Origin of the sequence: Zhaonella formicivorans, from assembly GCF_004353525.1 — a bacterium.
GTDB lineage: Bacteria > Bacillota > DUOV01 > DUOV01 > Zhaonellaceae > Zhaonella > Zhaonella formicivorans.
The window spans coordinates 1468510-1488994 of the sequence record NZ_CP085524.1 but is presented as its reverse complement, the minus strand read 5'-3'; the positions used below and the strand labels follow the sequence as shown (position 1 = coordinate 1488994).

The 20485-nt window shown below is 43.1% G+C and carries 22 protein-coding genes and 1 other RNA gene; 15 read left to right on the top strand and 8 right to left on the bottom strand.

Annotated elements, in window-relative coordinates; all coding sequences use genetic code 11:
• Positions 1–26: 26 nt before the first annotated feature.
• Positions 27–290: a MoaD/ThiS family protein gene (locus EYS13_RS07420; protein ID WP_227767442.1), complete on the top strand. Its 264-nt coding sequence runs from the start codon at positions 27–29 to the stop codon at positions 288–290.
• 140 nt (positions 291–430) lie between these two features.
• Positions 431–2341 (top strand): aldehyde ferredoxin oxidoreductase family protein, encoded by a 1911-nt coding sequence (locus tag EYS13_RS07415; RefSeq protein WP_227767440.1) that lies wholly within the window; start codon positions 431–433, stop codon positions 2339–2341.
• Positions 2342–2378: 37 nt separating this feature from the next.
• On the opposite strand, the gene EYS13_RS07410 is transcribed toward EYS13_RS07415, so the two are convergent.
• Positions 2379–3020 carry a hypothetical protein gene (locus tag EYS13_RS07410; protein ID WP_227767438.1) on the bottom strand — a complete coding sequence of 214 codons (642 nt, stop codon included), beginning with the start codon at positions 3018–3020 and terminating at the stop codon, positions 2379–2381.
• Positions 3021–3193: 173 nt separating this feature from the next.
• Between EYS13_RS07410 and rnpB the strand changes: the two genes are divergently transcribed.
• An RNA gene (gene rnpB, locus EYS13_RS07405) (RNase P RNA component class A) lies at positions 3194–3545 on the top strand.
• A 185-nt stretch (positions 3546–3730) separates the two neighbouring features.
• On the opposite strand, the gene EYS13_RS07400 is transcribed toward rnpB, so the two are convergent.
• Positions 3731–4201: a hypothetical protein gene (locus EYS13_RS07400; RefSeq protein WP_227767435.1), complete on the bottom strand. Its 471-nt coding sequence runs from the start codon at positions 4199–4201 to the stop codon at positions 3731–3733.
• Between the two features lie 156 nt (positions 4202–4357).
• On the opposite strand from EYS13_RS07400, the gene EYS13_RS07395 reads away from it, so the two are divergent.
• The 4 genes from EYS13_RS07395 to EYS13_RS07380 all read left to right on the top strand — a co-directional run bounded on the left by EYS13_RS07395 (position 4358) and on the right by EYS13_RS07380 (position 7068).
• The gene (locus EYS13_RS07395; protein ID WP_227767434.1) at positions 4358–4594 is read left to right on the top strand and encodes a DUF2933 domain-containing protein; all 237 of its coding nucleotides are present in this window, start codon (positions 4358–4360) and stop codon (positions 4592–4594) included.
• Between the two features lie 36 nt (positions 4595–4630).
• Positions 4631–5209 (top strand): hypothetical protein, encoded by a 579-nt coding sequence (locus EYS13_RS07390; protein ID WP_227767432.1) that lies wholly within the window; start codon positions 4631–4633, stop codon positions 5207–5209.
• A 297-nt stretch (positions 5210–5506) separates the two neighbouring features.
• On the top strand, positions 5507–6523 hold the full coding sequence (locus EYS13_RS07385; RefSeq protein ID WP_227767430.1) for a HoxN/HupN/NixA family nickel/cobalt transporter: 1017 nt from the start codon (positions 5507–5509) through the stop codon (positions 6521–6523).
• Positions 6524–6897: 374 nt separating this feature from the next.
• Positions 6898–7068 carry a hypothetical protein gene (locus EYS13_RS07380; RefSeq protein ID WP_227767427.1) on the top strand — a complete coding sequence of 57 codons (171 nt, stop codon included), beginning with the start codon at positions 6898–6900 and terminating at the stop codon, positions 7066–7068.
• A gap of 230 nt (positions 7069–7298) precedes the next feature.
• On the opposite strand, the gene EYS13_RS07375 is transcribed toward EYS13_RS07380, so the two are convergent.
• Together EYS13_RS07375 and EYS13_RS07370 are read right to left on the bottom strand one after the other, a co-directional pair.
• On the bottom strand, positions 7299–7529 hold the full coding sequence (locus EYS13_RS07375; RefSeq protein ID WP_227767425.1) for a hypothetical protein: 231 nt from the start codon (positions 7527–7529) through the stop codon (positions 7299–7301).
• Positions 7530–7542: 13 nt separating this feature from the next.
• Positions 7543–10113, bottom strand: coding sequence for a heavy metal translocating P-type ATPase (locus tag EYS13_RS07370; RefSeq protein WP_227767422.1), 2571 nt, complete (start codon positions 10111–10113; stop codon positions 7543–7545).
• Between the two features lie 814 nt (positions 10114–10927).
• Between EYS13_RS07370 and EYS13_RS07365 the strand changes: the two genes are divergently transcribed.
• Positions 10928–11593, top strand: a complete 666-nt coding sequence (locus EYS13_RS07365; RefSeq protein WP_227767421.1) for a methyltransferase family protein — start codon at positions 10928–10930, stop codon at positions 11591–11593.
• Between the two features lie 156 nt (positions 11594–11749).
• On the opposite strand, the gene lgt is transcribed toward EYS13_RS07365, so the two are convergent.
• A complete protein-coding gene (gene lgt, locus EYS13_RS07360) occupies positions 11750–12574 on the bottom strand; it encodes a prolipoprotein diacylglyceryl transferase (RefSeq protein ID WP_227767419.1) in 825 nt (274 codons plus the stop codon).
• Between the two features lie 186 nt (positions 12575–12760).
• Between lgt and EYS13_RS07355 the strand changes: the two genes are divergently transcribed.
• A complete protein-coding gene (locus EYS13_RS07355) occupies positions 12761–12943 on the top strand; it encodes a hypothetical protein (RefSeq protein ID WP_227767417.1) in 183 nt (60 codons plus the stop codon).
• A 371-nt stretch (positions 12944–13314) separates the two neighbouring features.
• Here EYS13_RS07355 and EYS13_RS07350 read toward each other — a convergent pair whose 3' ends face one another.
• Positions 13315–13839, bottom strand: a complete 525-nt coding sequence (locus tag EYS13_RS07350) for a TQO small subunit DoxD (protein WP_227767415.1) — start codon at positions 13837–13839, stop codon at positions 13315–13317.
• A 384-nt stretch (positions 13840–14223) separates the two neighbouring features.
• Positions 14224–15435, bottom strand: a complete 1212-nt coding sequence (locus EYS13_RS07345; protein ID WP_227767412.1) for a peptidoglycan DD-metalloendopeptidase family protein — start codon at positions 15433–15435, stop codon at positions 14224–14226.
• 442 nt (positions 15436–15877) lie between these two features.
• Here EYS13_RS07345 and EYS13_RS07340 point away from each other — a divergent pair, with 442 nt between their 5' ends.
• The 3 genes from EYS13_RS07340 (at position 15878) to EYS13_RS07330 (ending at position 18206) form a co-directional block, all read left to right on the top strand.
• Positions 15878–16684: a hypothetical protein gene (locus EYS13_RS07340; protein WP_227767409.1), complete on the top strand. Its 807-nt coding sequence runs from the start codon at positions 15878–15880 to the stop codon at positions 16682–16684.
• A 157-nt stretch (positions 16685–16841) separates the two neighbouring features.
• Positions 16842–17441 carry a class I SAM-dependent methyltransferase gene (locus EYS13_RS07335; protein WP_227767408.1) on the top strand — a complete coding sequence of 200 codons (600 nt, stop codon included), beginning with the start codon at positions 16842–16844 and terminating at the stop codon, positions 17439–17441.
• Positions 17442–17522: 81 nt separating this feature from the next.
• Complete coding sequence (locus EYS13_RS07330; protein ID WP_227767406.1) at positions 17523–18206, top strand: SOS response-associated peptidase; 684 nt, start codon at positions 17523–17525, stop codon at positions 18204–18206.
• Positions 18207–18294: 88 nt separating this feature from the next.
• On the opposite strand, the gene EYS13_RS07325 is transcribed toward EYS13_RS07330, so the two are convergent.
• A complete protein-coding gene (locus EYS13_RS07325; RefSeq protein ID WP_227767403.1) occupies positions 18295–18687 on the bottom strand; it encodes a helix-turn-helix domain-containing protein in 393 nt (130 codons plus the stop codon).
• Between the two features lie 142 nt (positions 18688–18829).
• On the opposite strand from EYS13_RS07325, the gene EYS13_RS16500 reads away from it, so the two are divergent.
• The 3 genes from EYS13_RS16500 (at position 18830) to EYS13_RS07310 (ending at position 20413) form a co-directional block, all read left to right on the top strand.
• Positions 18830–18976: an aspartyl-phosphate phosphatase Spo0E family protein gene (locus EYS13_RS16500; protein ID WP_227767402.1), complete on the top strand. Its 147-nt coding sequence runs from the start codon at positions 18830–18832 to the stop codon at positions 18974–18976.
• A gap of 217 nt (positions 18977–19193) precedes the next feature.
• Positions 19194–19550 (top strand): hypothetical protein, encoded by a 357-nt coding sequence (locus EYS13_RS07315; RefSeq protein WP_227767400.1) that lies wholly within the window; start codon positions 19194–19196, stop codon positions 19548–19550.
• A complete protein-coding gene (locus EYS13_RS07310; protein WP_227767398.1) occupies positions 19547–20413 on the top strand; it encodes a GGDEF domain-containing protein in 867 nt (288 codons plus the stop codon). The genes EYS13_RS07315 and EYS13_RS07310 overlap by 4 nt, the downstream gene beginning before the upstream one ends.
• Positions 20414–20485 lie beyond the last annotated feature (72 nt).

The window sequence follows — 20485 nt, the reverse complement described above, 5'->3', positions numbered from 1 at the left end:
ATCTCAGTTTAAGGGGGGAGGGTTGGGTGCGCATAGAGGCGCGTTTTTACGGCTTCTTTCAATTGCTGCTTGGTGTGCTGCAGCTGGATATCAATTTAAATGCGCCGGCCAAAGTGGAAGATTTGTGGCGGCATCTGGAGGAGCATTATCCCCAGTTTCGCTCTAAAGACGTAGCTGTCATAGCAGCCATCAGCCTAAATAACAGGAAATTATCACGGGAAGAATGGTCCACCACTTACCTGCAGGATGGTGACCGGGTGGAATTTTTTACTCTGATGGCGGGAGGCTGATGCAGTCATTGGTCATCAGTCTCCAGTTTTAGGAATTCTATTACTGCTTTTTATATTTGTAGGATATTTGAACTAACGACTAACGACGCAGCTGCAATAAAATGCCTGTGACTACTAAAAAATAGCAGAGGTGATTTATCATGGCTAATACGGCATGGGTTGATTTAACAACGGGGAGCGTTGCTATTAAACCTACTCCTGGAGAGGACTTAGTAAAATATTTAGGAAGCCGGGGACTGGCGGCCAAAGTTCTATATGATCATGTGGGCCCTGAAGTGCAGCCTTTTGACCCGGAAAATTTATTGATCTTCTCCACGGGTCTACTGACCGGCACACCCTGGCCCTCCTCAGCCCGCTACACGGTAACCGCCAAGTCGCCGGCAACAGGCGCTTACGGCTATGCCAACGGCTCGGGTTTTTTCGGCCCGGAACTCCGCAAAGCCGGTTACGATTTGGTAATTTTTAAGGGTAAATCACCTAAGCCTGTTTACCTTTATATCGAAGACGACAAGCTGGAACTTTGTCCTGCCGATGTTTTGTGGGGAAAAACTACCGAAGAAACCGAAAAGTTTTTACGGGACCTTTACCCCGGCAGCCGGGTGGCTTCCATTGGCCCTGCCGGGGAAAACCTGGTGAAGATTGCGGCTGTGATCAATGATTACGGGCGGGCGGCAGCACGTACCGGCATGGGAGCGGTGATGGGTTCGAAAAACCTTAAGGCTGTGGTCGTCAAAGGCACCCAAAAAGCCAAAACCCCTCCTGAATTTATGGAAGTTGTCCGCAGGGTGACACCCCAGATTAAAGATCATCCCGGAAGCATCAACTATACCAAATGGGGTACTGTTATTCTCCTGAACTTTAAGAATAGAAGCGGCGACAATCCCAGCAAAAACCATAGGTGGGGCCAATTTCCCATGGGAGATAAACTGAATGCTGAGGCAGTGGCCAAATATACCGTTAAAAACCAGGGATGCTATGCCTGCCCGATTCGCTGTGCCCGTATCACCGAGGTACCGGACGGACCTTTTAAAACGCCTGCCAATGAAGGTCCCGAATATGAAACGGCCAACGCCTTAGGTCCAAACGTCTGGAACAGCAATGTGGAACTGTTGATTCACGCTAATAAGCTCTGTAACGAGTTGGGGCTGGATACAATTTCAGCCGGGGTTTTGATTGCCTTTGCCATGGAGGCCCACGAAAAAGGGCTGCTGAACGATTCCAACTATTCCTTGGAATGGGGAGATGCGGATACAATCATCGGACTGTTGAACGACATTGCTTACCGCCGCGGTACAGGAGAACTGCTGGCCGATGGGGTGAGAGAGGCAAGCAAGCGCCTGCAGGGAGGCAGCGAAGCATATGCTATGCAAGTTAAAGGTGTGGAAATACCCCGCCAGGAAGGAAGGGTTCTGAAGGCTATGGCGTTGGGCCACGCCACCAGCAACAGGGGCGCAGACCATTTGTACGCCTTGCCTACCATTGATTTAACAGGAAATACGGAAGTAGCAGCCAAAGTTTTGCCGGAATGCGGGCCGGAACTGATGGATGTAACTTCGGAACAATATAAAGCTAACATGACTCGCTTTACAGAGGCTTGCAACGCACTGGCCGATGCCCTCGGCATCTGTAAATTTGCTTTTACTGAAACCTATGCTATCTTGCCGCCTGATCTGGCAGATGGTCTGCGGGCTCTGGGATATGAGATAAGCGACGACGAGGTCCTGCGGGTAGGCCAGCGGATTGTCAACCTGGAGAGGATGTACAATGTCCGCCATGGCTTCAGCCGCAAGGATGATACTCTACCCTATAGGAAGCTGCACGAGCCGCTGGATATTTATGCCAACCCCGAGGATATTGAAAAAGTTGAGCCGGCAGAAGCCAAGCTGATTCACCGCGGCCTGACAGTTAATCTGGATCCCATGCTGGATGAATATTATGCTTTGGGTGGTTGGACTAAGGACGGAATTCCCACAGCCGAAAGGCTGAAAGAGTTAGGTTTGGAGGAATTGATCAAGGACTTGCCCGAAAATTCAATCGGCCGGTTCAGTTGATCGTCAGAAACAAAAACAACCGGTTTTACCGGCTGTTCTATGTCAAAATGCGTTTTAAAAATTGGAAAAAGTCAGCGATTAACGTAATCCAAGCCCAAGCATAAATCAAGGCATAGGCTGCTATGGCCATAACGGCCAATTCCAAACTTAGCCCCCGGGTTACTCCGGTAAAAGTAGGAATCCCGATTATATAGCTTAGGATAACTACTCCCGCACATAAGCCGGCAGCGGCCAGGAGCAGCGTTTGCCAGCGGCTTTTTGCGGTGGCGATGCCCCAGCCGATGACGTACCCCAGGGGTCCGTCGAGGAAAAAGAGTACCGGGGCCTGCTTGGGAAACAAGGATAACAGCAGCAAAGAAGATGCCAGGATGACAAAAAAACCTCCTCGCAGCGATATAGCAACTGCTGCGGCAACAAACAAGGTAGCAAAATGGCTGAGAAAATAGCCTGCAACCGGCAGGTAAAGAACTGAGCCGGCCAGCAGAACCGTTAGGGCTGTCATCAGTCCCAGTACCGCAGTGGTTTTAGATAGGGAGGATTTCCCGCCGCCGAAGGCCAGATCATAGAAAAGGTTTTTTGCCATCACCGGTTTCAGCCAATAACTGGGATTTTTAATGTAGAGAAGTGCAGGGAAAATAAGGACAGTCAGAAAAAGGCTAACTAAAAAAACTTGGCGCATGTTGTGGTCACCTCTTTTGCTCAAGCTTGCTAATATACTATTAATCTTGGTGCCAGAGGTTACTGCTGTAAGAAATTATTTAGCCGGTAACATTAATTCCCAGCTTGGTTTGTTTTGACTTCTTTTGCAAAGCATGATATGATAAATTCTCAATATGATTATAAAGGGCAGTTTGAGTAAACCGGGTGATCGCAGGGTTAACGCTCTGAGGAAAGTCCGAGCTCCGTAGGGCAGGGTGCTGGATAACGTCCAGGCGAGGCGACTCGACGGAAAGTGCCACAGAAAAAAACGGCCCAGTGTTTAGCATAACTAAACGCCAGGCAATGGTGAAAAGGTGAGGTAAGAGCTCACCAGCTGTTAGGCGACTGACAGGCTGGGTAAACCCCACCCGGAGCAAGACCAAATAGGGGAACAATGAGGCTGCCCGTCTCGTTTCCGGGTTAGGTCGCTGGAGGTGTTAGGCAACTAACACCCTAGATAGATGATCATCCAAGACAAAACTCGGCTTATAGGTTTGGTCAACTGCCCTTTATGCATGGTGATGAATATTTATGCAATTCATCGCCTTTTATTTTTGTCTTACCCTGCTCAAAATGCCGCCCCAATTATAATTTGCAGAACGGTGAATTTACTTTATAAGGTTAGGCGAACCTGGCTTGAGTCACTACTTACCCAGCCAAATTTGCTGACAGGGCTCTGGTAACGGGCAATTAGCTGGAGGGGGCCAAATGGGCTTTGTAATGCTTGCGTAAAGCATTGACGGAGATAGCAATACCGATTAAGTTAACAATAATTCCCATAGTCATCAGCTGGTATTTATAATCGTTGAAGAAAATGGCAACCCCCGAACCGGCAATCAGCGGGGCGAAATCGGCCACGTGATGGACGCAGCAGGCCACCATGGAAGCAGTGGACGTTCCTGTTCCTGCCACCGTGGCTGCAGTTGATGCTTTGTCTTTGCATTGCTTGAGCAAGGATTTATGCAAATTATGCATCCCAAGCTGGATGCCGAACCCCAAAGCAACAGCGCCAACATAGAAGCGGTCAACCTGCAATAGTTCGAAAGCATGGGAAATTGACCTGGAAAAAAGGGAAACCAGCCCCAGGTAAAACAGCGCCAGTCCCAGTGCACCTGCTATACCTAGCATAACTGCTTTGCTCACTAATTTCCCGTTTGACATGTTCTCTACCTCCTTTGGTAAACCGTTACTTTTAAGTATATGAGTCAGGATAACTAAGGCAATGATCTTCACAAATACTCCACAAATCCTTTGAATTTTCTTAAAAACTATGGTGTAGGATGATGATACGATAAAATACCGGATAGGGGTAGGGAAATGAAAAAGTTTAATTGGCATGGAATTTTAATGCTGCTGTGTTGTCTCATACCTATGGTGGCAATTTTTTATTTCTTCAGCGGTGGGAGGTTTAATTTTAGCGGCCTAGGAAGCTCTGCCAGCCTGCTGTTTTTACTGGCTTGCCCACTGATGCATATAGTGATGATGAAATTTATGGGCGGCAGCTGTCACCATCAAAAAGAAGCACCAGAAAAAGCTAAGTCTGCGCAAGAATAACTGCAACTTAACCATCCAGTGAGAGGAGTAGCTTAGATGATATTCAAAAGCAAAACAGTCTTAGCCGCAGTATTTGTCCTACTTGTCTTTTTTGCAGTTGGCTGTGCCAAAACTGCCGGAACGAACGGCCAAGCAGATGAAAAGCCGGCGACCGCCGGGGATGTTGCCAGTGGGCAAAGTGAACAAAAAAGTGATGAACAAGCGGACTTGGAACAAAAATACCTGAAATCTGACCAAGGTCAGGGTGGTGTGACGGTTGAGGCTTTGTGGGTTACTCCCGAGTACTTGGCTGCAGCTGTACTTGACGACCCAAATCTTAAAAAGCAGGCAGAAAAAAATTTAGTATTTGAAATTTTTCTGACCACCCACGGCGGGGATTTGCTTAAAGAGTTCGATGTGTTGAGTAATGTGGAACTGCTGGTAGACGGTCGCTCCGTCAAGCCGTCGGAGTGGAAATTAAACCAGGCGGACCCGCACCATCCCGCAGGTACTGTGGTTTTTCCTAAAGTATTGGATAATGAACCTGTTCTTGGTGAAAATACCAAAGAATTAAAACTGGTTGTCAAAAACCTACGTGATGTGCCCGAAAGGGTCTTGATCTGGCGAATCCCTTGAATTTGTTACCCGACTCCTTTTCATATTGCCTCCTGCCCCAGGAGGTATTTTTTTCGCGTTATTTCACCTTGAATGGAGGGAAGAAATGGTTGTTTTAAGTTGTCGACCTCAATGGAATACCATAGCAGTTGCCACTTCTCCAATTAAAAACGAAGTTTTAATCTTACAAGGTCACCAGAATAAATAGGTTTTTTGAATACTACTATTAACGGCAAGGGCTAATAGAGGTCTTGGTCACAGAGCAATTGCACGCATTTGTTAAGAGACATTAAGGTTTAAAACAGGAGTGTGATAATTATGAAATGGGTAGGTAACAAATCCCTAGTATACCCCAACTGGTTTGGTTATGGCGTGGCAGTAGCTGGAATTCACATATTCGGTATAATTTTGTTGCTTCTTCAAGGACAAGACTATCCGCAATTATTGGGCATGGGGTTTCTGGCGTACACTTTAGGTTTAAGGCACGCCTTTGACGCAGACCACATTGCCGCTATTGATAATACTGTCCGTAAACTGATCCAACAGAAGAAAGACGCGACAGGTATAGGATTTTACTTTTCACTGGGTCATTCTACGGTGGTTTTTCTGATGACTTTGGTTACTGTCATAGCTATGCGCTGGTCACAGGAAAAATTGCCATACTTACAAGAAATCGGGGGATTAATTGGAACGGTGGTATCAGGAGGATTCCTGCTGCTCATCGGCTTACTAAATCTATATATCTGGCTGGATTTGTACCGCATATTTTTGAAAGTAAGGCGCAAACACTACGAGGAGGACAAGCTAGAAAATCTGCTTGATTCAAGAGGTTTTCTGGCCCGCTTCGCAGGGAGTCTCTACCGGTTTATAGATAAAAGCTGGCAGATCTATCCTCTAGGGTTCCTCTTTGGGCTGGGCTTTGACACAGCCAGTGAGGTAGCGCTTATAGCCATCTCGGCGGGAGCGGCAGCCCAGACCGTTCCGTTAGCCGGTATTTTATCTTTGCCCATATTGTTTGCGGCCGGGATGAGCTTGATGGACACTGCTGACGGAGTGTTTATGATTAATGCCTACCGCTGGGCTTTTGCCACCCCTCTTCGAAAGATATACTATAACCTGACTATAACAGGTTTATCCGTAGTAGCTGCCCTGTTCATCGGCTTTATAGAGCTTGCTCAGGTTATTACCCCTAAATTAGGGCTTAAGGGTTGGTTTTGGACTTGGGTACAGGGCTTGGAGTTCAGCGAAATGGGATATCTCATGGTAAGCTTATTTATCTTAGTATGGGCTTTTTCTTTTGGTATGTGGAAACTTCTTAACCTCGAAAGGCGTTAAGTCTAAAAAATTATATCTTAGTTTGTTCCCAGACGAAGGAGTGGTCTAATCAATCAACGCGGTCTTAGCAGTTAATGTGAAAGTTTTTCGTAGCGTCTTGTGGTATAAAACTCTGATGGCAGTCTCTGTGACGGCATTCTTTGGTCGATGTTACACATAATACCTTCTCAGGGGCGCCTAGTCGGGTGGCATTGTGAGCGTCTCTTCCAATTGTGTAGGTTATGTGAAGTAACTTGACATCATAAAACAATGCTGTTAAGTTATATATATACCCCTGAGGGGTAGCAATAGGCAGACCTTTGTATCGACCTAAAGACTGTTTCACATCTTAAATATTAAATTTTATGGTAAAAATAAAGAAGGGAGATGATGGTATGGCTCAGTTTTTTAACGATTATGGAAGTTGGCTTCTGATCGGCGGTCTGTTTTTTTTGATGATGCGGATGCATGGCGGTGGCGGCTGCTGCGGAGGTGGCCACCATCAGCAGCGCAAGGAAGAAACAGGAAAGCCTAATGCGCATGAGTACACAGGTCATAAGCATTAAAAATGCACTTCGCAAAAAGCCCACCTTTCTTTTGCAGGTGGGCTTTTTGGTTATTATAACGTATTTATTGAACATAAATTGCCACCGTAAGAGGTAAAATTGACAAGGTTAGCCATGAAATTCTGGTTGAATACTTTCAAGCTTGTTTTCTGCACAGCGTTAAACGTTGTAAAATAACAAAGGGGCTGCCCAAATTATACTTGGGTCAGCCCCTTGGCCTTGTTATACAATCAGTGATGGGATGAAGGGGAATTGTCGCCATATTTTTTCTTCACAGCCGGGATTACCAAAGGCATGGTAATGATCATGGTCAGAATGAACACCCAGATGGTTCCTCCGTAGCGTGCCACGGCGTTATACTGTTCCCCGGTGAAAAAAGTTGCTAAAAAAAACAACAGTGCCAGGCCAAACGATATAGCTGAATAGATTAAAGCGCTTTCCCGTGCTATTTGTTTTTCCATATTCAACCCTCCCTTAAGCTGCCGGCTTTAAACTGGCGGCATTGGCAGTTTCGTGATGGTTTATTTCTTCTCTTTTCATGCTTGGAATAAAGCGTTTTAGGAGCAAGGTGTTCAGTGTTACCGATACCGAACTAATAGCCATGAAGAAAGCGGCCAGTTCGGGGCTTACGATTAAACCGTTAAATGGATAGAGAATACCTGCGGCGATAGGAATACCGGTAATGTTGTAGATAAAGGACCAGACCAGGTTCTGTTTTACTTTGCGCATGGTGGCCCGGGCCACTTCGATAGCGCTTACAACGTCACGAATATCCGACTTGATTAAGATGATGTCTCCTGTTTCTTTAGCTACATCAGTACCGCTGCCGATGGCTATGCCCACATCAGCTTGGGCCAGAGCAGGGGCGTCGTTGATACCGTCTCCTACCATGGCAACCCGTAGACCTTGTTCTTGCAGTTTTTTCACTTCATTGGCTTTATCCTGGGGCAGCACTTCGGCCAGTACCCGGGTAATGCCTACCTGATGAGCAATGGCCTCGGCAGTCCTGCGGTTATCCCCGGTGATCATGGCCACTTCGATCCCCAATTTCTTTAGCCGGGCCACTGCTTCGGCTGAATTTTCCTTCAGGGTATCGGCTACTGCTATTATTCCAGCCGCTTTACTATCGATGGCGATGAACATGGCCGTTTTACCGTTCTTTTCTAATTCTTCAGCTTGCTTTAACAGAGAACTGAAATCAATTCCCCGCTGCTGCATCAGCCTGCGGTTTCCTGCCAAAATGGTTCTGCCTGCAAAGCTTGCCTCGATACCGTGTCCGGGAATAGCTTCAAAACTATCAGCATCGGAGAGTATGATGCCTTCCGCTTTTGCTCCCTTTACAATGGCTTCACCCAGCGGATGCTCTGAAGTTTTTTCGGCAATTGCCGCAAGTTTTAGCACTTCTTCTCTGTTAAATCCATTATTCACTATTACATCTGTTAAAGAAGGTTCTCCTTTGGTCAAAGTTCCCGTTTTATCAAAAACGATAGCCTGCAGTTTAGAGGTAGCTTCTACAGCATCGGCCCCTTTGAAGAGGATGCCGTTTTCCGCGCCTTTACCGGTTCCTGCCATCATGGCGCTGGGGGTAGCCAGTCCCAGAGCGCACGGACAGGAAATAACAAGGGTTGTAACGCTTAAGAGCAGTGAGAAACCGAATACGCCAACCTCTGCTAAACTGTATGGTGAAAGGATGAAACTGGAATCGGGTCTGAAGAAAGCATTATAGCCAAGGAAGAACCAGAACCCAAATACTATCAGCGCTAGGACGTGCACTCCTGCTATGAAGTGCCCTGCCACAAAGTCGGCCAGTTTCTGGATAGGAGCCTTGGAAGCCTGGGCATCTTCTACCAGCTTAATAATCTGGGATAAGGCAGTGTCTTTGCCTACTCTGGTAGCTGTAAACTTAAATGAACCGGTCTTGTTGATAGTGGCGCCTATAACCTCATCGCCCGGTTTTTTCTCTACAGGGATGCTTTCCCCGGTAATCATGGCTTCATCCACGGCGGAATACCCTTCAATTACCTTTCCGTCCACAGGGATGCTTTCACCGGGGCGAACTATGACTATATCGCCTATTTCCACTTCGGCGGCTGCTATTTCCAGTTCCTGGCCGTTTCTGATTACCCGGGCTGTTTTAGCCTGCAGGCTCATCAGCTTTCTGATAGCATCGGAGGTCCTGCCGCGGGTGAGTGCCTCCAGGTATCTGCCAAGGACGATAAATGCGGTTAAAAGGGCGGCAGACTCAAAAAAGGTGGCACCTTTTCCGCCAAAGCCCGCGTCGGGCCAAAGGGTGTTAATTGTAGCGATGATGTAGGCGGCGCCAATACCGGTGGCGTATAAGAGGTTCATATCGGTGGTGCCCCGTTTTAAACCATTGAAACTGTGGACGAAGAACTGCCAGCCGGGAATAAATACTACCGGAGTGGTCAGCACCCATAAGACAAGAGTGTTGCCTAAAAACTCTGGTACGAAATAAGGGAAAATCCACATATCCCGGAACATACCGAGCATGACTACAATTGCCAATGGCCAGGCTATCCACATGTTCCTGGCCTGCCGTCTAATTTCTGCCTGCCTGGCTTCCCGTTCCCGGTCCAGGGCTTCATGGCCTTCAAGTTTTTCGGTGGCCTCATAACCTAAGGAGTTAATTGCTTTTTTGATGTCTCCTTTAGTTAGTGAACCGGGATAAAACTGTACTTTGGCTGATTCTGCCGCCAGATTGACCACAGCATTTGTTACTCCCGGCAGCCCCCGTAAAACTTTTTCTACCTTCGCTACACAGGCTGCGCAGGACATGCCCCGCACGGTTAATGATACTTCTTCTTGGGGTACCGTATAACCTATACCTGTAATGGCTTTAACCAGTTCTTCCATAGAGGTCTCTGCTTTAAGATAATCTATAGTAGCTTTTCCAGCCACTAAATTAACTTTTGCATCTTGTACGCCGCGGGTGTTTTTCAAAGCCTTTTCTACTTTAGCTACACAAGCGGCGCAACTCATGCCTTCGACAGGTAGAGTTACCCGTTCTGCGGTTTGTGATGACATAACTTGCTCACTCCTTTATCTTGTTATATACCCCCTGGGGGTAGTAAGCGATTTTATCTTAACAATGCATACAGTAAATGTCAATAGTTTAAAAATGAAAAAATTATGAAGTTCAACAGCGATTCAGAAAAATACGTTTAGCAAACCTAGCCAAATAAAATTAATACCCATTTGACGATTAAAGAGATAATCGTAAACCAGGTGTCAACAAGGTATTCTGTAAGAAATCAAGTTTTATGAAGATTGTGTGAACGCCTTGACATATACCCCCCAAGGGTAATATGCTAAGTATAGAAGTACGGAAATGGGGTATATCGAAAAAAGAGAAAATAACACCTCCCGGTAACAGCAATGTAACGCCGGGCAGGCTGTTGAAATATGCTCCTGCATCTTTGGCGGTGCGGTGAGCCTGAAATTCAAGATTCCAACAGGAAAGGGGGGCATCGTAATGCTGAGGAAAAAGTATATGCTGCGGGCGGTAGCCCATTGCGACAGTGGGCATTAGCTTTTGGTCCCGGGCAAGACCATAAACTGCCCAACCTTAATTTTGTTCTGTTGTTTTGCACAAACTCCCTTTTCCGGGGTAGGTGCGGGGTTGCATTTTTGACAATTTAACGGTTTGAAACTATCTTATCTAATACTCAAGGTTTTCAGATTTTTTAGATTTCTTTCCCTTTGCGATATGAAGAGGCATTAGGTACAACTTATTATGGCATATCTATAAGGGGTATGTTAGACTTAAAGTTAAAAAAATTTTAGGGCTCCTTTAGTTGTGAAGCAGATTAGTTTCTGTAGGGGCAGGGAGGAGGTTTTAATGGAACAGGGAAAGATTTACGAATATGGTCTTTGGCCGGTGGTTATAGGAAATGTTTTATTTATGAGTTTTCTTGTCATGGCAGTATTTAAGCCTCGAACGAAGACGGATTGGAAAAGTATGGGGGCTTTAAGTGCGTTTTTTGTTGCTCTGTTTACAGAGATGTACGGTTTTCCTTTCACCATATATCTACTATCCTCCTGGCTGGGGAAAAAGTACCCGATAGTAGATCCTTTTTCACATAACAACGGACACCTGTTAAAAGTTTTCTTGGGGGATTCCCCTGTTATTTCCTTAATCATTCATCCCGGCACTGATATTTTATTGATTACAGCTCTAATAATCATATCCATTGGATGGAAAAGGATACATGCCGCACAGGGAGCACTGGTGACGGACGGAATATATAAATTCATTCGCCACCCTCAGTACACGGGATTTTTTCTCATTATTATAAGCTTTCTAATTCAATGGCCTACAATAATTACTTTAGCAATGGCACCAGCACTGATGTGGATATATAAGTATCTGGCCGTAAGAGAGGAAAAGAACTTGCTGGATTTATTCGGGGAACAGTACAGGCAATACATGAGGACTACGCCAAGGTTTTTCCCCTCATTTGCTAGTTTTAAGGCGGTTTTTTCCCGTTATATGGGGAGAACCTAGATTTTGAGCCAAGGAACTTATAAACGCTACTGAACGCAAAAAAACATAAAGAAAAGTAAAATCGCAAGTCTTCTAGGCTATTTTAGCCAGATGACTTGCGATTTTTTATAATTTGTTTGTTGAATTGGCCAGATTAATGTTAATGGTCAAATTTCTTTATCCTTGAACAGTGTAATAAATTATGATTGATAATGTGGTGAGGATAATGGTAGACAAAAGGGCAGTTCCCCAGTAGCTTTTATTCTCTACGTTGTTTAAGCTCGGCTTATATTTTCTTGAAACCAGAATTACCAGTATACCAAGCAAAATGCCTCCCAAACTTAGCAGGTGTGATATGGAAAACGGCGGGTATATCACAGGATTAATCCTGAAGAATTCCACTATTCCTCTGGCTAGGGAATAACCAATCAGATATTCCCCAAAAAGTTGCCCGGAGTACTTAATTTTACCTTTTCTCAACCATAGATAGAAAAAGAGCAGGTAATTCAGGATAAATTCATAAACCTGTGCCGGGTGAACTAGCACGCCATCTTTAATGATACCCCAGGGCAAAGGGGTAATCATGGGTTTGCCAAAGACGTCACATCCGGTTCTCGCGATAGCTTGGGCCAGAATTAATGGGGGAGAGGCCAAGTCTGCCACGGCTAGAAAAGATAGCTTGTGCTTTTTAAGAAACCAAAAAGCTGCCAGGAAACCTCCGACTAAACCACCATGGATAGATAGCCCTCCTTGATGGATTGCGAAAATTTCAGCTGGATTATTTAGATAGTAGACAGGGTTATAGAAGATTATATAGAAGATCCTGGCACCAATGATACCACTGATGAGAGCGTATACTACACCCTCTAAAATAACCTCTGAATTGTAACCCGCCCGCTTCGCTTCTCTTTTCAGCACAAACATGCCAACGATTGCACCTATCATAATCATGAAACCAAAAAAGTAAATAGCAAACGGGCCAATTTGAAATAATACTTTCATGGACTTCAAACCTCCTTATACTGGGTATGGGTATATACTTATCATAAATGAAGGAAGTATACCTGACAATAGCAGAAAACGGAAATACCAGTTTTGAGTATATATTTCACGAAATTTTTAAATTTCGCCCATAGATTGTCCATATAGTTTTGGCATATTTAAGTTAGCAAGAAGGGGGTTCACACCTTGGCAAACACCTATTTAAGCTTAGGAAAAAGGTTATTTGTCGTTATCCAGGCGTTAGTCATAATTGTGCTGGTAATAGGAACTTGGTATTATACATTGCCCAGCGCTAATAAGGAAAAGATTGGTAATATTGGTTTCGTTAAGGAAGTTAAGGAATTAGTCCAAGGAGTCGAAAGAAGATAAGCTATCGCAAAATAATGCAAATTAGTTAAAAGGAGTGTTTACCGTGATTTGTTCAAAATGTGGCAAGCCTGTTGCAGTACTAATTGTTATGGAAAATGGCAAGATGTACTACCTTTGTACTCACTGCTACGAAGGATAGGATTTTAACATGCGTGGGCTACTTGCCGCTGCGAGAGAAAAAATAAAGAAATGCTCAGGAGCCCCGGGGCATTTCTTTATTTTCTTATTGTAGCTATTCAGAATGATAAATTTCAGGGCGCATAAGGGCAACTTGGCTTCCGCCAGTCCTAAAGGATTGGAATTTCTACGCATTATGTGATACAACGCTAGAAATTCTGACGCGCTAAGGCTTGGCGCAAGCCAAGTTTTCTTTATGCTGTTTTCGTTAGTTTAGCTTTATTTGCTACAGATGTTTGTTTAACAAACTTCTTAGATATTAGAGTATCTATTCCTATCCTGGAGGCATTTGAGCCAGCAGCTAACAGTAGTATTGCTGCAGTGTACAGAATAGGGTTAGTACTTGTAGTGCCTGCTAACATAAAGTTAAGGTTCATAAATGCACCACCCAGTAGGGCAAAAGTGGTTAGCCCGCCCACTATTAGACCTAGTCCGACAGCAAATTCACCGAAAGGAATTAGATAGCTAAATAATTTAGCATTAGGTAGTGCGAAGCTGTTGATAAAACCAGCATACCAACCTTGCACCGCCGGATGTTCCCCGCCTGCAAGCGTCAGGGCATTTTTCAAAAAACCTGAAATAGCAACGCCGGCTTTATCCCCAGTCCATACCGGATTTCCGATTTTTGTAAGACTTGAGGTTATCCACTGAAAACCAAGCCAAACCCTTAAGACTGTCCAGAGAATTGAAAATTTTGGTTCTTTAAAAATGTTATACATGTTATCCTCCTTTCGTGAATAGGCGCCTTTGGTTAATGATAGTATAAGCAATTTCTTTCAAAAAGCCGTGAAGAAATCTTGTTGAATTTGTGAATTATAGAACTAGCAACGGAGAATCATTAATTCAATTTTCCAAGCTAGTTGGAAGTAAAGCAAGAAACAGCATGACCATAGCAAGATTAAAGGTGCAGAGGAGGAAAGGTCAACATAGTGTTTCAACCGGATATGTTACTCTATTGCGTTGGGTTCAATTTGACAAAAAGTTTACAAGATATTCATGTTCTGAACCTGTTCTCAATATTTTTAATTAAGAATGAATTGTACAGTAATAAAAGGCACCTAAGAATTGGTGCCTCTGGAAAAAACCTTTGCTAAATAAATTTTTTATCTAAGATATAAGAGGGGGTTTTGGGGCGTATCGTTGATAAGGACTTCCAGGTCCAGATGTGAACCGGTACTTTTGCCTGTACTGCCGATTAAAGCGATAATTTCCCCACGCTTGACTTTATCACCTTTATTTACTTTCAATTGCGAAGCGTGGGAGTAACGGGTTACCAAACCATTACCATGGTCTATTTCCACTTGTAGTCCGTAAGAACCTCTCCATCCCGCATAAGTAACGAAACCATCTTCTGCCGCATAGATTGGATCGCCTTCATTCCCATCAATATCTATCCCCCGGTGAAAATCCCGCCCATTACCAAAAGGATCGTCCCGCCAGCCAAAACCTGAGGTTATTTTCCTGCTTGCTGTCGGCCATCCTAATTTTCCTGAACCGCTCCGGGACGCAAGCTGTGACGTCTGATTTCTTAGAATAGCTCGAGTACCTTTTTTCACGATTTTAGGAACAGGCTCTGAGAGGACTTTGCTCGCTAGCAGCTGTTTCTCCTGGATCTGATTATTTCTCTTTGTGATCAAATATATTTCTTCTCTCTTACCTGGTTTGCCTGTTTGTAACACCTGAACTTGCCCCTTGAGCAATCTATTATCAACAGCTGTCTGCACGGGAAAAGGGATTTCCGCAAGCACTTGCATTTTTTCTGTAGACAATACATGTACCAAGGGTTCTTGTTTTGTTACCCGAACTATCTCATCCAGGGCTAATTTATCGCCTTGGATTTGGGGGTTAGCCCTGCGCAATTCCTCAACAGTTAAACCATGAGCTTTCGCGATTGACCATAAGCTGTCGCCAGGTTCGACCACATGCTGGGTGCTTTGCTGCTCACCTGTAATTAATAACTTGATGGCTTCTTCTGAAGAAAGGATGGAAAAAGCATTTATTTGTAAAGGTGAAAAGCTGATTTCTTCTTCGAACTTTAAACTTTCCGGCAGAGCAGCTGATGTACTTAGCAGCTTTTTGACTTTTTGGAGCACTTCTTGTGCTGTAGCCGTATCTTTTACAACCGCTTTTACTTGTCCATTGATCCTAATGCCAACAGCTGCTACTTTCTCGGCCCCCTCTTTGGGCTGTTTGGCTAAATTGCTCTCAGCAGTCACCGGACTGAAACCGGAACTATTAAATAAAACATATAGCCCTATAGCAAAGAAAAGCGAAATGACTATTGGCCATAATAATTTTTTGATGAGCGATGCCATCGCCTCCCGTTAGTGAAATTAGTTACATTAGATTATACACATCAAATATGTGGAAATTATGAAGAAAACTGAAGGTTTTATTAAAACATTACTAAAACAGCAGTTTGTTTTAGAGTTTAGAAGCTACCCACCCAGGGTTTAAGATAAAATTCCTGGCAGGTATTTTAAAAGCATATAGATAGCCTTGCACTAAAGTGCATGCTTATAGACCAAACATTGCCCTAATTAACAAAAAAATCAAGATACAGATAAAATATATAAGAAAGGAAGGATTTTTATGTACCCACGCACACATTATGACGATTCATCCCATTCCCAGCAGTCCCATACCAATTCTTCATAATTTCTTCAATAATACTACTTGCTTTACTCACAAACTAGCTCAATATTACGCCTATAATTAATATTGTAAAACAATAGCAATGAGATAGGAGGAAGGACAATGAATTGGCAAAAAAGCAAACTATTTGTATTTAGTGTTGCTGCACTGGGAGTAATCATGGCTTTAGGTATAACTTTAAATGTGGCCTTAGCTGGCAGTAATCGTCTGGCGGATCTTACCGCGGGAGTGTATTCGATCCCGCATGGTACCTGGGCTCCTGGTTCAATGATGGGTGGCGGTTCCAGGGGCTTTGGGATGCTGGGGAGAGAGTTCGGCAGCGGTTTAAGAAGTTTTGGTATGATGAGCGGCAGTTGGATGAACTGGAATGCCGGTTTTAACAATCCTATCTTCCCGCTTGGTAAGGAAATCTCTCTGGAAAAAGCTAAAGAACTGTTTGTAGATTACATCCGATCCTACAAGGATGATAACCTGGAAATAGCGGAAATTATGGAATTCAGCAACCAGTATTATGCCGCTGTAAAAGATAACAGTACGGGTATTTATGCCATGGAATTAATAGTAAATAAAAACAGCGGCGCGGTTTATCCGGAAATGGGGCCCAACATGATGTGGAATGAAACATATGGTCATATGGGAAGAAGGGGTATGATGGCGTGGTACGGCAATAGGACTGAGTTAAGCAAAGCTGTTGATGAGGACCAGGCTGTAAAACTGGCCCAAGAATACCTTGACCAGGTTCAAAAAGGAACAATAGCCACAGACCCGGCTGAATTTGACGGCTACTATACTTTGCATATAGAGAAAGATGGAAAGATAACGGGAATGTTAAGCGTGAACAGCTATACCGGTAATGTCTGGTATCATAGCTGGCATGGAGATTTCATTAAGATTGAACATGCTGAATAAAATTTTGAGGCCTTACTCCGGAAAGCTAACATCTGTATACTACTTCTCTTCAAAAATATCTCAACTCTGTTAGTGCCTCCTTTCCCTGGAATATCTTTTTATGTTTATGGCAGATACTACTTTTAAATTCGAGCGAAACACTTGGAGGGAAATTTCGATGAATCAAACGGAACGTATCAGGAAGATCTATAACCGTACCGCCAAATTCTATGACTTAATGGATAGAATGATAAAAACAGAAAGCCGGATAAAAGTATTCCAGTTGGCTAAAGGTAGGGTCTTGGAGGTGGGTGTTGGTACAGGTCAAAACCTCCCACTCTATCCACCGGGCTGTGAAGTAATTGGAATAGACTTTAGTCCTGAAATGTTAAAAAGAGCTTATCCAAGGGCAGAAAAGGCACCAGTACCTGTAAGATTGATGGAGATGGACGCTCAAGAGTTACAGTTTCCCGACAATACCTTTGATACTGTTTTAGCCACCTGTGTTTTTTGTTCAGTGCCTGATCCCATTAAAGGATTACGAGAAATCAAAAGAGTCTGTAAACCTGACGGTCAAATAATTCTTCTTGAACATGTACGCAGTGATAACCCCTTGATTGGTTTAATAATGGATGTCTTAAACCCTATTGTAGTAAGTCTGATTGGCCCTAATATTAACCGTCGAACGGTTGAAAACGCAAAGCGAGCTGGACTTAATATAAATAGCGTGGAAAATGCGCAGGGGAAAATTGTAAAATTGATTATAGCTAAACCATAGGCTGATGTGGCCTCGAGGGTTGGAAAGATGAGTACCAGGGAATATATTATTCAACATTATAGTTAAAGGGGGCTTTCAGCAATGTGCGGACGATTTACTCTTACCGTGTCTCATCAGGAACTGCTTGCTCGGTATTCTGTTACTGAAGTGACTAATTTTTATCACTACCCCCGATATAACATCGCTCCTATGCAAATGGTTCCTGCAATTGTTAATGATGGCAGGCAGAACCGTATTGGGCTGCTTCGGTGGGGGCTAATCCCTTCATGGGCAAAAGATGAGAGGATAGCGGCCCAAACGATTAATGCAAAAGCTGAGACATTGTTGGAGAAAGCCTCTTTTAAGCATTTACTCTATAAAAAAAGATGCGTTATTCCGGCCGATTCATTTTATGAGTGGAAAAATGCAAGCGGCAAAAGGTTACCGATGCGAATTATGATGAAAGATGACGGTATCTTTAGCATGGCAGGGCTATACGATACCTGGGTCAATTCAGCCAATGGACAGATGCTGCATACGTTCACAATAATTACCATAAAACCGAACCAATTAGTCGCGGAGTTCCATGACAGAATGCCCGTCATTTTAAACAAGCAAGAAGAGGGGAAATGGCTGGCTAGAGAAAAATCGACGGTTGAGGAAGTGTTGGCTTTGTTGAAACCTTATCCTGCCGAGGAAATGAAAGCTTATCCGGTATCATCGGTTGTGGGAAATGTTAGGAATGATATCCCGGAATGTATCAAACCATTGCAGGGACATACATAAATTGTGTAGCAGGATAAAGAAAACTGATTGTAAATAAGGCATGGTGGTAATAGTTTAACAACTATTCTTGAATTTTTGCGGTTAAATATCAGTTTCCATTCATATAAGGAAGGATGGTTTTTATAAGTTTCCTAATTAATTCAAGTTCCTTAGGAGAACATTTGTTAAGCAATCTACCTATTTCTTTTTTCTTATTACCGTCATATGTCTCGTAAGCAGTATGGGCTTCTAGGATATGGCTTTCAGTATTATGGAAATTTTGCCCAAAAATAAGGTAGTCTAAAGAGACATGCAAGCAATTGGAAATTCCAACCAGGACAGGAAGGCTCATTTGTCTTTCTCCCCGCTCCAATTGGCCGACATAGTAGTCAGACAGTCCTATGATTTCTGCAAATTCTTCCCTTGAAAGTTCCAATTTTTCCCTTTCTTCCCGTATTCGCTGTCCCACTGCCTTATTATCTATTTTTATTTTATTTTCCATTTTATTTCACTCCTCACGTTAAGAACTTTATCGAAATTTAAGCTGTCCCTGAATATGCAATAAGCATGTTTATATTATTTGCAAATAGCCAATTTATAATATAAAATAGTGTATGTGAAAAATTAGGAGGTATGGAGCAAAGGTGGAAAATAAAATAGAAATAGCACGAAATTTCCTGAATAATGCTGTTAAAATGAATATGAGCAAAGATATTCTTCTTAAAATAAGTCAAAAAATAGATACTTATATTGTTGATTACTATCATAATAATGTAAGACCCAAAAGGTGATACTTCAGGGGCCCGCACTGATATGCTGAGTAAAGTCCCAATTTCATTAATTTTGATTAATTATAAATAAATGCAAAAGAATGAACGGTACTAAGATTTATGCATTTTTGTATCACGGATTAGGGTATTTATTAAATTGACAAAGTTTAACAAGATTTGGCATAATATTCTTTAGGGTTTCTGGAAACGGGAATTGGGATTTGGAGGGTAATTCAAAATGTCTATTGTCTGCGAAGAAGAGCAAGGGAGAAAAGCAGAAATTTCCCTTAGATTTTCGGAGTTTGAAATACCTCCTATACAGGACGTTTTACTGGTAGGTCGTCGTGCACCGGTAGGACCAAATGCAGTACGTAGAATGGTAGATGTTATGTCGCCAGAGCAGTATGATATTATCTGTGTAGAAGACGGGCCGATTGAAGCTGTAGTTATTCGGAAATCTTTATTAAATATTCTTCCAAGGGACAAGCTGCTCCCTCTAATCTTAGATGAAGGTAAAAGAATTGCTGACGAATCAAGTATAATAAAGGCCCAAGTGGAAATAAGCATTTTAATTAAGCGGACGGTAGAACTATGACTACGGTTGAAAAAATAATGAAGTATCCCGTTATTACAATATCACCTCTTGAAAGTGCAAGCAGGGCTGCGGATATTATGCAAAAGCATAAAATAGGCTGTTTGCCGGTTGAAGACGATGATAAACTCGTAGGGATTATTACCTCAAGCGACATCAGAAGGGCGCATCCCAACCGCATCGCTGAGGATGTAATGACTCATAACGTTATAAGCGTGGATAAAAATATTTCCCTCTGGACTGCATTAAATATTTTAGAGAATAATAAGATCGAACACCTGCCTGTAGTTGAAAATAACAAAACAGTTGGGATTTTAACTAAATCAGACTTGTTATTTGAGTTTGGAAAAAATATCGACTCTTTAACAGGATTATATACATCAGGGTTTATCAGACACATTGGAGAAAATTTGCTTAAGGATTGTAAAGAAATAGCTGTGCTATTATTTGATCTTGATAATTTTGGCGAATTTAATAAAGTATATGGTCATGTTTTAGGAGATAAATGCTTGAAAGTTATATCGAATACGCTTATGCAAGTAACTGAAAGAGGGAAGGACTATTTATGCAGATTTGGTGGGGACGAGTTTGTCATCTTATCCCTCAGAACACAGGAGGAGGCTGTTAAATGGGCTTATAAAGCGGTTGAATTAATTAAAAAAGCTTTTGAAAAATACGACTTTTTTATATCTACAACTGTTGGGATTGCTGGGGGACGCAGGCAGAGTAATCGAATAAAACATGCAGCATCCAATTTAGATGAACTTATAAATCTAGCCAGCTTAGTATCTTCCAGAGCTAAAAAGAAAGGACTTACAATTGCAACAGCTGAAATTTTGAAAAGCAGAAATATCGCCGGGAACTGATTAGTTAGGAGAGTATCTCAAACTTTATAGCCGATTAGAAATAAGATTTGCTATAACAGTTTTTGTTAACGT

Excerpts from the sequence above, each read along its gene's own strand:
- EYS13_RS07330 (WP_227767406.1), top strand. The coding sequence starts at position 17,523 with ATGTGCGGACGATTTACTCTTACCGTGTCTCATCAGGAACTGCTTGCT.
- EYS13_RS07315 (WP_227767400.1), top strand. The coding sequence starts at position 19,194 with ATGTCTATTGTCTGCGAAGAAGAGCAAGGGAGAAAAGCAGAAATTTCC.
- EYS13_RS07335 (WP_227767408.1), top strand. The coding sequence starts at position 16,842 with ATGAATCAAACGGAACGTATCAGGAAGATCTATAACCGTACCGCCAAA.
- EYS13_RS07345 (WP_227767412.1), bottom strand. The coding sequence starts at position 15,435 with ATGGCATCGCTCATCAAAAAATTATTATGGCCAATAGTCATTTCGCTT.
- EYS13_RS07415 (WP_227767440.1), top strand. The coding sequence starts at position 431 with ATGGCTAATACGGCATGGGTTGATTTAACAACGGGGAGCGTTGCTATT.
- EYS13_RS07375 (WP_227767425.1), bottom strand. The coding sequence starts at position 7,529 with ATGGAAAAACAAATAGCACGGGAAAGCGCTTTAATCTATTCAGCTATA.
- EYS13_RS07325 (WP_227767403.1), bottom strand. The coding sequence starts at position 18,687 with ATGGAAAATAAAATAAAAATAGATAATAAGGCAGTGGGACAGCGAATA.
- EYS13_RS07390 (WP_227767432.1), top strand. The coding sequence starts at position 4,631 with ATGATATTCAAAAGCAAAACAGTCTTAGCCGCAGTATTTGTCCTACTT.
- EYS13_RS07340 (WP_227767409.1), top strand. The coding sequence starts at position 15,878 with ATGAATTGGCAAAAAAGCAAACTATTTGTATTTAGTGTTGCTGCACTG.
- EYS13_RS07365 (WP_227767421.1), top strand. The coding sequence starts at position 10,928 with ATGGAACAGGGAAAGATTTACGAATATGGTCTTTGGCCGGTGGTTATA.
- EYS13_RS07310 (WP_227767398.1), top strand. The coding sequence starts at position 19,547 with ATGACTACGGTTGAAAAAATAATGAAGTATCCCGTTATTACAATATCA.
- EYS13_RS07380 (WP_227767427.1), top strand. The coding sequence starts at position 6,898 with ATGGCTCAGTTTTTTAACGATTATGGAAGTTGGCTTCTGATCGGCGGT.
- EYS13_RS07410 (WP_227767438.1), bottom strand. The coding sequence starts at position 3,020 with ATGCGCCAAGTTTTTTTAGTTAGCCTTTTTCTGACTGTCCTTATTTTC.
- EYS13_RS07395 (WP_227767434.1), top strand. The coding sequence starts at position 4,358 with ATGAAAAAGTTTAATTGGCATGGAATTTTAATGCTGCTGTGTTGTCTC.
- lgt (WP_227767419.1), bottom strand. The coding sequence starts at position 12,574 with ATGAAAGTATTATTTCAAATTGGCCCGTTTGCTATTTACTTTTTTGGT.
- EYS13_RS07370 (WP_227767422.1), bottom strand. The coding sequence starts at position 10,113 with ATGTCATCACAAACCGCAGAACGGGTAACTCTACCTGTCGAAGGCATG.
- EYS13_RS07385 (WP_227767430.1), top strand. The coding sequence starts at position 5,507 with ATGAAATGGGTAGGTAACAAATCCCTAGTATACCCCAACTGGTTTGGT.
- EYS13_RS07400 (WP_227767435.1), bottom strand. The coding sequence starts at position 4,201 with ATGTCAAACGGGAAATTAGTGAGCAAAGCAGTTATGCTAGGTATAGCA.
- EYS13_RS07350 (WP_227767415.1), bottom strand. The coding sequence starts at position 13,839 with ATGTATAACATTTTTAAAGAACCAAAATTTTCAATTCTCTGGACAGTC.